Below are 14,287 nucleotides of genomic sequence, written 5' to 3' on the forward strand. Positions count from 1 at the left end.
CCTACGAGGATATCTCTGTCGTGATTGACGGAGTAACGCTATCTCGTCTTGGATAGGCCATAAAGTAACACAGTCTCTATGAAACAACTGATACTTATTGATAAGGGCTGATTTCATCTGCTCTAGACAAAAATAAAGGGACAGCAAAGCCATCCCTTTAATTTCTTGAGCATTGCTATACCTTCTAGAGAGTGTCTCTCTTAAAGGTCGTCAGCATGTTTAGAAAGGTAATCTGCTACACCAGCAGCATCTGCTTTCATGCCATCATCGCCTTTATTCCAACCAGCTGGGCATACTTCACCGTGTTCTTCGTGGAATTGAAGGGCTTCAACAAGGCGAACAAATTCATCAACATTACGACCAAGCGGCAGGAAGTTGACATATTGGTGCCAGACATTGCCATCTTTTCCGATAATGAAAGTACCACGAAGAGCAACACCGGCATCATCGATAAGAACATCATAATCGCGTGCAATTGTCTTGTTCAAATCTGCCACCATTGGGAAATCTACAGGACCTAGGCCGCCCTCTGAAGTTGGTGTGTTGCGCCATGCAGCGTGACTGAATTGACTGTCTACAGATACTGCAACAACTTTCACACCAAGCTCTTTGAACTTGTCCATACGGTTGTGGAAGGCAAGAATTTCTGATGGACATACAAAAGTAAAATCAAGTGGATAGAAGAATACGAGGCCGTAATCATCCCCAATATATTCTTTAAGATTGAAACTGTCGTTAATTGAACCATCTGCCATTACTGCTGTTGCTGTAAAGTCAGGAGCTGGTTTGCCTGCAAGTACTGCCATAAAAGCCTCCTACTAATTTAATTTAAAATTCCATGTCAATTTGAAACCATATGATTTCATCTCGTTACCCTTGCAAGATAAGATCTCTGGTTAAAAAAGCAATGACAGAAATTCGATTTATTTAATCGACTAGATCGAATAAGGGGTGAAGTATTAATGAAGAAAATAGAACGGGACTGTAATTACCGTAGCAAGTCTTTCAAGCTTTGGAAGCATGCTGCTGCGATGTTGCTATGTAAACGAATATGGCTTTTAACCGTAGCAAGGTCTGTCTGATCCTCATGGTCAAGTGCATGAATTGCCGATATGGCCTTCTCTAATTGTTCCAGGGCTAGAGATGCTGCTGAATAATCGAGTTGAGACTGTTGGGATAACGGGGATGCCATCGAGGCTGATACATTCTCTTCTTCTGTGATGGCGCTTTCTCGCGAGAGGGGAAGCTCCGCTTTGTCGTCGTCCTGATGTTGAGGGGACGGATCGCTATCTTCCACAGGTAACTCTATTGAGCTCATGTATTTTGAGACAGTTTGCTCAATGCTATCTTGCAGTCGTGCAATTTCTTTTTCAGCACCAGCTGATAGTAAGCGATTGAAATCAGATGTTTGTGATTCTGATAGGGATGAAAGGGATTTGCTATTTTCAAATGCCCTATCAATGTCATCTTCTATGATGTTGACAGAGGCCGTCAACGGCGTGTTCTCTAGCCTATCTGGGATATGAATTTTGGTCTCGGGTAATTGCTCGGGCAGTTCAAAGTTATCATCATCCGAGCATGGCAATACACCAGTTAATTTGCCCACATAGCCTTTGAAATTTCCTGTATCCATACTAAAGGAAGGCGTTGCTTCCATAGTCCAATAGCGATGTCCTTTTGGGAAACTTTTCAGATATAAAGGCGCATCATGTATTGTGCCTCGTCTATTAATTGCTTTGACGATTGGATGATTAGGCTTTTCGTCAAGGCCGAGTAGGTCGATTAAAGAAGAACCTTCTTTAAATGGTAAGGCTTTGTGGATCTCGGGTGTTAAGCCAACAATATCTTCGATGACAAGGCGCTTATTGCAGCCCCATTGCCATTGTACCATCCCATCAACAGGCTCCGGGCTTTCAGGGCGAGATAAAGAGGATGCTGCATCAGGAGTTTTCAAGTCAACAGGGTCATCAAGAAAGGCCTGAATGTCACTATCATCAAACAGAGGTGGGTTTTCTTCACTCAGAACAGGGGGTGTTTTCCATGCCCCATGGTTTTCTATGCTTGTTTTATCGCTGTTATGGACAGGAGAGGACGCTGGAATATCAGGTGTTTCAAAAACATCCATCCCAATAAAGTCTTTCTCTTCGCGTAAGGACTTTTGTTGTTCCGATAAATCTTTCAGGTCCATAGAAGCCGTTTGTGAAGGTCTTAGCGCTGTAACTGTGGCACTTTCTCTTTTTACAAAGAGATGATCATCCCAAAGTGCCTGAGTATCAAAATTAGGTTCTATGACTGGGGCCGCGCGCGCGAGTGAAATCCAAACGTTGGCAGATAAATCATTTCTGGTGGCTAGCAATTGATGATGAGATCTGCCCGTGTTTTCGATTATCTCAATCAACTGATCTTCTGTTAGTGTTGCCTTGCATAGTAGGCTGGAAACGATTGACGCTTTATCATTTATAAGAGCCATCACGATATCCATCGGAGGCTCAGTAACAGTTGCAAGAAGGTCTGCTGATGTTTGACGTGTCTCTTCTTCAGTATGAGGAATAAGTGCTTTGATAACATCAATAAGTTGACTACGCGTTGGGTCAGACTTTGGCGCCTTCCCTGTAATAAACATATCGATTAAATTTCTAAAAAGGGTTGAACGGTCATTGACATCATTGTCGCGTGCATAGCGAACCAGCTCATGAATTCGTGCATCTAGCTGTTTGCTTACAGTTCTAGACTCTTTAGAATCCATAGAGTCAGAGTCAGTAGTTAGTGGAGTGTTCCAGCCCATTTTACCCTAATCCCATTTAACCCATTGTCATCAGCGACTCGCCAGACTGCCCAGTACTTCGACGATTTGATGACTGAATATTTTATGCCTGAGATAGGGGGTGTTAATCAAGGAAAATTTTCAATTTTAAGTAATTTAGGGCCATATACATGGATAATCGGGTGACCATTTCAGGGTAAACTAAAAGTATACGTCAAAAGCGGCTACAAAACAGAAGGAATGAGAGCTGATGCTCTTCTTGCAATTTTTTTCGTAAGATTGAGAAACATTATGCTTTAAAAGTGGAATTTTATTTCTAGACTGCGATAATGTACGTATGATTAATGCTTAATATTGAAATTTTCATAAAGTTTTGATTGACTTTTGCCGATTACGGCATAGTGTCGCGTAGAAATTTAATATGATTCTTGGAGGTTGTTTATGGGACGCGTGAAATTGGATGCGGTTGATAGGAAAATTCTCTCTTGTCTGCAAGATAATGGTCGGATGACCAATGTTGAACTTGCTGATAATGTTGGAATTACTGCGCCGCCATGTTTGCGTCGCGTGAGAGCCTTAGAGGAAGAGGGCTTTATTAAAGGGTATCATGCTGATTTAGACCCGGATACTCTTGGATTTGGTCTTACGGTCTTTGCAATGGTTGGGCTTCATTCTCAAGCAGAAAGTGATTTGCAGAATTTCGAGGTTATGGTCGAGAAATGGCCGATGGTTCGTGAATGCTATATGTTGAACGGTGAGATTGATTTTATCCTGAAGATTGTCGCGCGAGATTTATCTGAGTTTCAAAAGTTCCTGACATCAGAGTTAACACCTGCTGAAAATGTTGCGAGCGTTAAAACATCCTTGACCATTCGCAATAGCAAGAACAAGCCTGGTGTGCCGATCGATACAACGGTCAGATAAAGTATGTTTTCTTTCTGAATAAGAAAAAGGCCGGATTGAGTTCCGGCCTTTTTTATTCTTCAGTATCTATAGTTTTATAAATAATCGACAGTGTCGATTTCATAATACCGTTCCCCGCCCGGTGTCTTGACTTCAACTTCGTCGCCAAGTTTGCGGCCAATCAAGGCGCGAGCGATCGGGGATTTAAAGCTAATACGGCCAGCTTTTACGTCACCTTCATCTGCCCCAACAATTTGGTATTTAACTTCTTCATCGTCTTCGTCCAGAAGTGTGATGGTAGCACCAAACATAACTCTTTCACCCGAGAGTGTTGCAGGATCAATAACCTCAGCGCGTGATAATTTACTCTCGAGTTCCATAATGCGGCCCTCGATATGCCCTTGCTTTTCTTTAGCGGCATGATACTCAGCATTCTCAGAGAGATCGCCGTGCGCGCGCGCTTCCTCGATAGCGAGGACGACTGCAGGGCGCTCAACAGATTTCAAATTCTTCAGTTCAGCTTCTAATTTATCGAAGCCTTCTTTTAGCATTGGTTCTTTTTCAACCATTGTTCGTCCAATTCTTTTTCTTATTCTTTTTAAGGGTATAACTCACCCTGTATAAACAAAATCGGACGCCGACCCCAGCTAAGGGATCGGCGTCGCTCTGAAAACTATATAGTGCAGATATGTCGCTTTTGCAAGGAATTTAGGGAAAGCAGGCTTTGCTGCCTATCTGATGCCTAAATTTTTAAAGAGTCCCCATAAAGGAGACATCTCTCAGCTTACATATAATTTTGCAATCGTTTCACCTCAAGGCTATCTTTGCGGATGGATTTTAGAGAGGCTACGGTTGCTCTAGAAGCAGCCATGGTTGTATAGTAGGGCAGCTTCATCAGAAGGGCTGTGTTGCGCAGGCTAAAGCTGTCTTGGATCGCTTGTTGACCTTCTGTGGTATTAAACATCAATTGCACATCTCCATTTTTCATAATATCGAGTACATTTGGACGCAAACCAGAGGTTACTTTGTGGATTGTTTCTACCTCTAGCCCATGATCTTGTAAATATTGCGCTGTGCCTTCGGTGGCCACGACACTATAGCCCATATCGGTTAGATCTTTTACGATCGGTACGAGGCTATATTTGTCTCCATCTTTAACCGATACAAAGACTTTTCCTTCGAGAGGAAGTGTCACTCCTGCTGCAAGCTGAGATTTGTAAAAGGCTTTAGCAAAGTTTGTATCGAGACCCATGACTTCTCCGGTGGATTTCATCTCAGGACCAAGCAATACATCAACTCCTGGGAAACGGGCCCAAGGGATAACAACTTCTTTTACAGCGACATGACCAGGAATTGGATCTTTTAAATCTTGGTCTTTAAGCTTTTCACCAGCCATAACACGTGCAGCAATGCTCGCAATGGGACTATTAATTGCTTTTGCAACAAAAGGCACAGTGCGACTTGCACGAGGGTTCACTTCGATGAGATAAACAGCTTCATCCTTAACAGCAAATTGAACATTCATGAGGCCCACAACATTCAATGCTTTAGCGAGTTCTACAGCCTGCCGCTTTACTTCGCCCACAAGGCCAATTGGTAAGCTATAAGGGGGAAGGGAACAGGCACTATCACCTGAGTGGATACCTGCTTCTTCAATATGCTCCATAATCCCACAAATGTGCACATCTTCTCCGTCCGACAAGGCATCCACATCAACTTCTATGGCATTATCTAAGAACCCATCAATTAGGACAGGGCGTTTTTCATTGATCTCTAATGACATATCGCCAGCATTGGTTACTGTCTTGATGTAATTTTCTAGACCGGCTTCATCATAGACAATTTCCATAGCACGACCACCCAGCACATAAGAAGGGCGAGTCAATACAGGATAGCCCACTTCACGTGCAACATCACGAGCATGTTCAAGTGAAAAGGCGATTCCATTTTTAGGTTGTTTCAAGCCGAGCTTTTCCACCAGCTCTTGGAAGCGCTCTCTATCTTCTGCGAGATCAATGGCATCAGGGGATGTGCCAAGAATAGGGATCCCAGCATCCTCTAGAGCTTGAGCCAATTTTAGAGGAGTTTGCCCTCCAAACTGTACGATCACACCTTTTACAGTGCCATTTTCCTGTTCTTTGCGGATCAGCTCAATTACATCTTCCGAAGTAAGGGGCTCGAAATAAAGGCGATCAGAGGTGTCGTAATCAGTAGAGACAGTCTCAGGATTGCAGTTGACCATAATGGTCTCAAATCCTGCGTCGGACAGACTAAAGCAGGCATGACAGCAGCAATAATCAAATTCAATACCTTGGCCAATTCTATTGGGCCCTCCTCCAAGGATGATTACTTTTTCGCGATCTGTCGGTCGAGATTCACAGTCAGCTTGCTGTCCAGCGGCGAAGGTCTCATATGTTGAATACATATAGGGTGTACCAGCCTCAAATTCTGCTGCGCAGGTATCGATGCGCTTATAAACAGGACGGACATTCATTTCATGGCGCGTTGCAACGACGGCTGCTGTTGACGACCCTGTGATCTCTGCTAAGCGATCATCAGAAAAGCCTTTCATTTTCAATTTAAGCATATCGCGAGCAGAGGCAGGTAAGCCGTGATCTCGCAGACTTTCTTCAACGTGCACTAAATCCTCGATTTGGCGCAAAAACCAAGGCTCAAACAAGGTTACTTTACGGATTTCTTCAAGGGAAAATCCCTCACGAAAGGCTTGTGCTATGCGTAAAACGCGTCCAGGTTTTTGAATGGCAAGATCTTGAAGGGCAGGTGTCTCGAAGTCTACTTCATTAAAGCCAGTAAGACCTGTCTCCATGGATCGAAGTGCCTTTTGCATACTTTCTTGGAAGTTACGACCGATGGCCATCACTTCGCCTACTGATTTCATAGCAGATGAAAGAGTTTCTGAGGCGCCTTTAAATTTCTCAAAAGTAAATCGAGGTATCTTGGTGACAACATAATCGATTGTTGGTTCGAATGAAGCCGGTGTTTGGCCGCCAGTTATGTCATTGTCAAGTTCGTCAAGTGTATAGCCAACTGCAAGTTTTGCAGCGATCTTAGCGATGGGAAAGCCAGTCGCTTTTGAAGCCAGAGCCGAAGAGCGGGACACCCGAGGGTTCATCTCAATTACAACAAGACGTCCATTATCAGGGTTCACTGCAAATTGAACATTTGAGCCGCCTGTTTCGACACCGATTTCTCTTAGCACAGCCAACGAGGCATTGCGCATCACTTGATATTCTTTATCTGTGAGTGTTAAGGCTGGAGCAACCGTAATGCTGTCTCCTGTATGGATGCCCATTGGATCCACATTTTCAATCGAACAAACGATGATGCAGTTGTCCGCCTTGTCGCGCACAACTTCCATTTCATATTCTTTCCAACCTTTAATGCTCTCTTCAACCAATACTTCATTGGTGGGAGAGGCATCGAGGCCTTTTGTGACAATCTCTTCGAATTCTTCTTTGTTATAGGCGATGCCGCCTCCAGTTCCGCCCATAGTGAAAGAGGGACGAATGATAGCTGGAAGTCCGCCAATATCCTCTAAGATTTTTTCTGCAGATTCTAAGCTGTGTGCTGTAGAGCCTTGGCAAACTTCAATGTCAAACAAATCCGTTTCGCTATTGATTTTTGCAACGGCAGCATTAAATCGCTCTCTATTTTCAGCTTTGTCTATGGCATCAGCGGTAGCCCCAATTAACTCTACATCATGGCGCTCTAAAGCACCGTTTGCATCGAGGGCGAGGGCTGTGTTTAGACCTGTTTGGCCTCCCATTGTGGGCAGGATTGCCATAGTTTCATTAGGAAAGTTTTTCTTTTCCTCTATAATGATTTTTTCGACGACTTCCGGTGTGATGGGTTCCACATAGGTGCTGTCTGCTAAATCAGGGTCCGTCATGATTGTCGCTGGATTGCTGTTGACCAGAATAACGCGGTACCCTTCTTCTCTGAGCGCTTTACACGCTTGAGTGCCAGAGTAGTCAAATTCGCAGGCCTGACCAATGATGATAGGACCAGCGCCGATGATTAAAATACTGTCAATGTCATTACGTTTTGGCATTTTAGGCGGCCTTATTCTTGAGGATGTTTGTCATGAAGTCTTGGAAGAGGTAGAAGCTATCCTGTGGCCCTGGAGACGCCTCAGGGTGTTGTTGAACACTGAAAATAGGCTTCTCTTTATGGGCGATGCCACAGACTGTTCCATCAAAGAGTGAAGTGTGAGAAATGATCACTTCATCTGGAAGGCTTTCAGCGTCAACACTGAAACCGTGGTTCATGGAGGTGATTTCTACTTTTTGCGTGCGTGTGTCTTGTACGGGATGATTTGCACCGCGATGGCCTTGATGCATCTTATAAGTCTTGCCCCCGAAAGCTATTGCCAACAGCTGGTGTCCTAAGCAAATCCCAAAGATTGGTAGGCCAGTCTCGATAAGTTTATGTATGACGGGAAGGGCATATTCACCTGTAGCAGCAGGATCACCTGGGCCATTGGATAAGAAAATACCATCAGGGTTTAAGGCCATGATGGTGTCAAAATCAGTTTCTGCAGGGACGACTGTAACCACAGCATTCGTATGTGCAAGGCACCGCAGAATATTGTCTTTAGCCCCATAATCCACAGCCACAATATGTGTGTCAGTCTCAGTGATCTCGCCGTATCCTTCTTTAAGAGACCACCGTGTTCCATCCCAGCCGTAGGTTTCTAGACAGGAAACATCTTTTGCTAAGTCCATTCCTTGCAGGCCTGGCCAATCATTTGCTTTAGCAATGAGAGCGGCGATATCAAACTCACCTGTGAGGCTGTATGCAATGACGCCGTTCGGCGCGCCGTTGTCTCTGATGTAGCGAGTCAGTTTTCTTGTATCCACCCCTTGGATACCGATCAGTCCGTTTGCTTCGGCCCAGTCTTGTAAGTTGCCGTCTGCTCTGAAGTTTGCTTCTTCTGTGATCATTTCACGCACAACAAGGCCGCGACATGCTGGCTTGTTACTTTCCATATCATCCATGTTGGTTCCCACATTACCGATATGAGGAAAAGTGAAGGTGATGATCTGTCCAGCATAACTCGGGTCTGTCAAGATCTCTTGATATCCAGTCATCGAGGTATTAAAGCAAACTTCTCCGACAATGCTGCCTTCAGTGCCAAAGCCATATCCCCAGAAAAGGGTGCCATCGGCAAGAACAAGAACAGCAGAAATATCAGAAGCAGGAGGCGAAAGAGTGTCGGCGGGGGAATGGGTCATGGACAATCCTTTTTAAAATTGAACTCTATTATAGTATAAAGCACAAACCTGAATAGCAAAATCGTAACATTTCGTAGGATTGATCCCACTTAGCTACGTGCAGCCAAATTGACGGGAAACTAAAGAAATGGCAGCTCTTTGTCAAGGGGTAATTTAATAAAAAAATCGTTTAAAATCAAAGGCTTGTAAAATATTTATAAAGACTTGCTGAATCCTAAAACATGCTATAGGATGTCGTCTTTCGACTCACCTTCTAGATTGGCGCGATTTTTTCGAGAGATGCGCAAAAGATGAGTCTTTCGGGTTAATTTACATGGGATATTGGGTATGTTACGGGACACTCTTTCTGCTGCAATGAAGGACGCGATGCGTAATAAAGAAAAGAAGCGGCTTACTACAATCCGCCTTATCAATGCTGCGATCAAAGAATTTGACATCGACAATCGGACTAAAGAGGACGAGGTTAAAGATGAAGATGCGGCCATAATTGATATTTTATCAAAAATGGTTAAACAGCGTAAGGACAGCATTAAAGCTTATGAAGAAGCTGGTCGGTGCGAATTAGCAGAACAGGAAAAAGATGAGATTAAAATCATCGAAGATTTCTTACCGCGTCAATTGAATGAAGAAGAGATTGAGGCTGCGGCCAAAGCGATCGTCACAGATCTAGGGGCTGAAGGCTTAAAAGATATTGGGCGCTGTATGGCTGCACTAAAAGATAAGCATGCAGGATCCATGGACTTCGCTAAAGCAAGTGGTATTGTTAAAGGCTTATTGAGCTAGGGTTCTTTCCTAGTGTCATGACAGGCAGTCATGAAAAAAGACATGTTTCTAACATGTCTTTTTTTTATATCTCATTGAATATTAAGCGATTTGAGAAGGGGTCTGTGACTTCAAACATTCGGTCTCCCCAGGCTGCCAATTCAATCTTAGGCCTTGAATATCTATAAGGACGACTTGTTATGTCACTATAGAGTGTGTCAAGTGAGTCTGTATTGATCAAGATTTTTATACCAGGTCTGCCATCCCCAGAATGTTCGCTAAGATGAAGGACCATGTCATTGTAAGAGACTTGCATGTAAAGGGGCAAGTTAGGCTCAAAGCGATGTTCCCAATCGACAGTCATGCCCATAAAGTCACAATAAAATTCCCGCGCTTTCGCTTCGTCAAAAACACGGATGACAGAATTGTTTGTAGTTTCATCTTTCCTCCCCTAGCGCACTAAAGTCTATCACATTTGATTGCAAGACTGTAAGTGATTTGCTAACAGTTGATGAAAGATATTCAGGAATAGTACTCTATGGCTTTTAGTCCGCAATTTCTTGACGAGCTCAAGCATCGTTTCACCCTCTCTGATTTGATTGGGCGCTCGGTTAAACTTGTGCGCCGTGGTCGAGAGCATACGGGCTGCTGTCCTTTCCATAATGAAAAAACACCATCTTTTACAGTGAATGACGTTAAGGGTTTTTATCACTGTTTTGGCTGCGGGGCACATGGATCCGTTTTTGATTTTGTGATGGAAAATGAAGGGCTAAGCTTTCCAGAAGCCATTGAACGATTGGCCGGTGAAGCGGGGATGGAGGTGCCAAAGCCCTCCCCAGAGGAAATGCGCCGCCATGAAGAACGCGCCAGTCTGACAGAAGTGATGCAAATGTGTGCGGACTGGTATCACGAACAACTGACAACTACCCAGGCTGGGCGCAGCGCTTATGAATATATATCTGGTCGCGGTTTGTCAGATGCCACGCTTATGCGGTTTGCTATCGGTTATGCACCGAATAGTAAAACAGCTCTAAAACAGGCTATGATGAGCCGAAATATAACGGAACAGCAATTGGTTGAAACAGGGATGCTCATTAAACCAGAGAACGGTGGGATGAGCTATGACCGTTTTCGTGATCGCCTAATGTTTCCTATTTCTGATCGGCAGGGACGAATGATTGCCTTTGGCGGGCGCGCTCTTAGTAAGGAAGCCAAAGCCAAATATCTGAACAGTCCAGAGACGACGCTTTTCCATAAAGGACAGACTCTGTATAACTGGGCCAATGCACGGCAGTCCTCTTATAAATCTGGCCAAGTACTTGTTGTCGAAGGATATATGGATGTTATTGCTTTAGCGCAATTTAGCATTGAGGATGCAGTTGCCCCACTTGGGACGGCGCTCACAGAAGAACAAATTACGCATTTATGGCAAATGACAGATGAGCCTTTTCTATGCTTTGATGGAGATAATGCAGGTCGGCGTGCAGCGGAACGTGCCATGGAGCGTGCTCTGCCTATGGTCCGTCCAGGAAAGTCTCTCCGATTTGTCTTTATGCCTGAAGGAGATGATCCGGACACTTTAATTCAACGGGAAGGCAAGGGGGCTTTTGAGAAGTTTCTGGACACAGCCACACCGATGGCGACCATGCTGTGGGAAACATTGACTCATTCTGTGGATGCGAGCACCCCAGAGCGTCGTGCAGGGCTAGAGAAAACTATATTTTCAAAGCTAGCCGAAATTCAAGATGAGCAAATTAAAAAGCTGTATCAGCAAGACTTTCGAAACCGATTGTTTGAAAAGTTCAAAGTTCAACGGGAAAGCTCTCCTCAAAAGGGCGGCTACCGCGGCGGAAATTTTAAACGCGGTGGCGGTAAATGGGGAAAACCAGATACTCACCAAGCCAGTGAAATTGGGAGTGGTAGTCGGTTAGCAAAAACCCAAATTGGTGGTTTAACAGGATCTGGCGGTACGCTTGATCGCCTTGAGAAGATTATTATTGCGACCGTTGTCTTCCATCCTGAGATTTTAGTGCGCTATGAGGAGAGTTTCTCGCGGTTCGAATTTTCCATTGCCTCTTTCCGGCCTGTACAAACGCATTTACTCAATATTGCAGGAACTTTGGATGCCGAAGAGGCTGAGGGTAAGTTGAAGATGGCGGGTGTTTGGGATATAATAGAAGTGCTTAAGGCGGACCCAATTTTAAAGAAAGACTGGTTTATTTGGCCTGAGGCAGCGTTATCTGATGCACTTACAGGATTTGATCATGTTTTGGCGCGCTATTACAGCCTGACAGACTCTCTTGCCTCATACCGGGAAGCAGAGCGAGATTACATGGCAGAAATGAGTGAAGAAAGTCATGAGCGCTTCGTGGCTGCGCAGGCTGCTTACCGCGAGTCGGAAGAAAAAATCGCTAATATTGATAACTTTGGTCTCGAATCGGGAAGAATTAGGGCCTTATAGCCCCTTGAAACGCCATAAAAAACACCCATATACCCATTTAATGATCGATTTTAGCATTAAATATGTTATAGAAAACGAATCGTATAAAAGCCCTCTTGAAATCGTGTTCGAGGGCCTTTCTTTTTCGGAGACGTGACCCTATGGTTAAAACACCATCTAAAGCTGATGACAAAAAAGAAAATCAGGATGAAAGCCCTCTCGTAGATACTGCCCATGAAGCCGTTAAAAAGATGATCGCCAAAGCTAAGAAGCGCGGTTACATCTCTTATGACGACTTAAATGAAGCATTGCCTACAGATCAAATGTCTTCTGAACAAATTGAAGATATTATGACCATGCTTTCTGATATGGGCATCAATGTTACTGACGGTGATGAAGACGCCGAAGAAGAAAAAGAAGAAACCAAAGAAGGCGAAGACTTTAAAGTCGCTGAAAAGAAAGAAAGCGCTGGCGATCGGACAGACGATCCTGTGCGCATGTATTTGCGCGAGATGGGCTCAGTAGAGCTGCTGTCTCGTGAAGGTGAAATTGCTATTGCTAAGCGTATTGAAGCTGGTCGCGCGACCATGATTCAAGGCTTATGTATGAGCCCCCTTACATTTAGAGCCATCGCTGATTGGGCGAAAGCGCTAGAAAATGAAGAGATGCTTCTTAGGGATATTATTGACCTGGAGGCAACCCTCGGTAAAGAGCCAAACACCAATGATATGAAATCAATTGAATCTGGTGAAGGATCTGACGAGGAAGAGGAAGAAGACGAGGAAGAGGAAGGCCCAAAGAGGGATGAGGATGGTAATCCTATTGGACCGCGCAGTGATGACGACGATGAAGACGATGAAAATAACATGTCTCTATCGGCGATGGAAGAACACCTGAAGCCTGAGACAATTGACAAATTTAAAGTTGTTACCTCGACCCATAAAAAATATGCAAAGCTAGAAGACCAGCGCCTAGAGTTAGCAAAAACGGGCGAAGGCCTATCGGCAGCTCAAGAACGTCGCTTTAAAAAGTTGCAACAAGAGCTTGTAGAGTTAATGTCGAGCTTGAAGTTGAACAACAACCGCATTGAAGAACTTGTGGATGAGCTCTATGGCCTGAACCGACGGATGATTGGTTTGCAAGGTCGTATGTTGCGCTTGGCTGAAAGTCACAAGGTGAAACGCGTCGAGTTTTTGACAGAATATGAAGGCAGCGAGCTTGAAGATAATTGGCTGGACCGTATCGCAAAGCTGAAAGGCAAAGGCTGGGCAGCTTTTGCAACGGAAGAAGCCGAAGCAATTATCAATTTACGTGAGCAAATCTCAGATATAGTGAACCGGACTGGTCTTCATGTTGCTGAATTTAGAAAAATTGTAAGAACCGTTCAAAAGGGTGAAAAAGAAGCGCGGATTGCTAAGAAGGAAATGGTTGAAGCTAACCTACGTCTTGTGATCTCGATTGCTAAAAAATACACCAATAGAGGCTTACAGTTCCTTGATCTTATTCAGGAAGGTAATATTGGATTGATGAAAGCGGTTGATAAATTTGAATATCGCCGTGGTTATAAATTCTCGACATATGCCACATGGTGGATCCGTCAGGCTATCACCCGCTCAATCGCGGATCAGGCCCGTACAATCAGAATTCCAGTGCATATGATTGAAACAATCAACAAGCTGGTTAGAACAGGCCGTCAGATGCTTCATGAAATTGGTCGTGAAGCAACACCTGAAGAGCTGGCTGAGCGTTTGTCGATGCCGCTTGATAAAGTGCGCAAGGTTATGAAGATTGCAAAAGAACCAATCTCTCTTGAAACGCCTATTGGGGATGAAGAAGATAGTTCTCTAGGCGATTTCATTGAAGATAAAAATGCGATTTTACCTGTTGAGGCAGCGATCCAGTCCAACCTTCGTGAGACGACAACTAAGGTATTGGCGTCGCTGACACCGCGTGAAGAGCGCGTTCTTCGTATGCGTTTCGGTATTGGAATGAATACGGATCACACGCTTGAAGAAGTAGGTCAGCAGTTTAGCGTCACGCGAGAGCGTATTCGACAAATTGAAGCCAAAGCCTTAAGAAAGCTGAAGCATCCAAGCCGATCACGTCAATTACGGTCATTCCTTGATACGTAGACTATTTGATATACTGACTAAAGAAAAGGCA

General features: G+C 44.3%; 10 protein-coding genes. 4 read left to right on the forward strand and 6 right to left on the reverse strand.

Annotated elements, in window-relative coordinates; translation table 11 throughout:
- Positions 1-200: 200 nt before the first annotated feature.
- Positions 201-806 (reverse strand): peroxiredoxin, encoded by a 606-nt coding sequence (locus QGN29_RS09175; protein ID WP_310797554.1) that lies wholly within the window; start codon positions 804-806, stop codon positions 201-203.
- A gap of 182 nt (positions 807-988) precedes the next feature.
- A complete protein-coding gene (locus QGN29_RS09180; RefSeq protein WP_310797555.1) occupies positions 989-2,785 on the reverse strand; it encodes a hypothetical protein in 1,797 nt (598 codons plus the stop codon).
- Positions 2,786-3,205: 420 nt separating this feature from the next.
- Between QGN29_RS09180 and QGN29_RS09185 the strand changes: the two genes are divergently transcribed.
- A complete protein-coding gene (locus QGN29_RS09185; protein ID WP_310797556.1) occupies positions 3,206-3,688 on the forward strand; it encodes an Lrp/AsnC family transcriptional regulator in 483 nt (160 codons plus the stop codon).
- Positions 3,689-3,762: 74 nt separating this feature from the next.
- Here QGN29_RS09185 and greA read toward each other — a convergent pair whose 3' ends face one another.
- The 3 genes from greA to carA all read right to left on the reverse strand — a co-directional run bounded on the left by greA (position 3,763) and on the right by carA (position 8,922).
- Positions 3,763-4,236, reverse strand: a complete 474-nt coding sequence (gene greA / locus QGN29_RS09190) for a transcription elongation factor GreA (RefSeq protein ID WP_310797557.1) — start codon at positions 4,234-4,236, stop codon at positions 3,763-3,765.
- 215 nt (positions 4,237-4,451) lie between these two features.
- A complete protein-coding gene (carB, locus tag QGN29_RS09195; protein ID WP_310797558.1) occupies positions 4,452-7,739 on the reverse strand; it encodes a carbamoyl-phosphate synthase large subunit in 3,288 nt (1,095 codons plus the stop codon).
- A 1-nt stretch (position 7,740) separates the two neighbouring features.
- Positions 7,741-8,922, reverse strand: a complete 1,182-nt coding sequence (gene carA, locus QGN29_RS09200; RefSeq protein WP_310797559.1) for a glutamine-hydrolyzing carbamoyl-phosphate synthase small subunit — start codon at positions 8,920-8,922, stop codon at positions 7,741-7,743.
- 327 nt (positions 8,923-9,249) lie between these two features.
- On the opposite strand from carA, the gene QGN29_RS09205 reads away from it, so the two are divergent.
- The gene (locus QGN29_RS09205; protein WP_310797560.1) at positions 9,250-9,705 is read left to right on the forward strand and encodes a GatB/YqeY domain-containing protein; all 456 of its coding nucleotides are present in this window, start codon (positions 9,250-9,252) and stop codon (positions 9,703-9,705) included.
- 64 nt (positions 9,706-9,769) lie between these two features.
- Here QGN29_RS09205 and QGN29_RS09210 read toward each other — a convergent pair whose 3' ends face one another.
- A complete protein-coding gene (locus QGN29_RS09210) occupies positions 9,770-10,102 on the reverse strand; it encodes a glyoxalase superfamily protein (RefSeq protein WP_310800029.1) in 333 nt (110 codons plus the stop codon).
- Positions 10,103-10,222: 120 nt separating this feature from the next.
- Between QGN29_RS09210 and dnaG the strand changes: the two genes are divergently transcribed.
- The gene (gene dnaG / locus QGN29_RS09215) at positions 10,223-12,145 is read left to right on the forward strand and encodes a DNA primase (protein ID WP_310797561.1); all 1,923 of its coding nucleotides are present in this window, start codon (positions 10,223-10,225) and stop codon (positions 12,143-12,145) included.
- Between the two features lie 140 nt (positions 12,146-12,285).
- The gene (gene rpoD / locus QGN29_RS09220; RefSeq protein WP_310797562.1) at positions 12,286-14,256 is read left to right on the forward strand and encodes an RNA polymerase sigma factor RpoD; all 1,971 of its coding nucleotides are present in this window, start codon (positions 12,286-12,288) and stop codon (positions 14,254-14,256) included.
- Positions 14,257-14,287 lie beyond the last annotated feature (31 nt).

Origin of the sequence: Temperatibacter marinus, from assembly GCF_031598375.1 — a bacterium.
Classification (GTDB): Bacteria; Pseudomonadota; Alphaproteobacteria; order Sphingomonadales; family Kordiimonadaceae; genus Temperatibacter; species Temperatibacter marinus.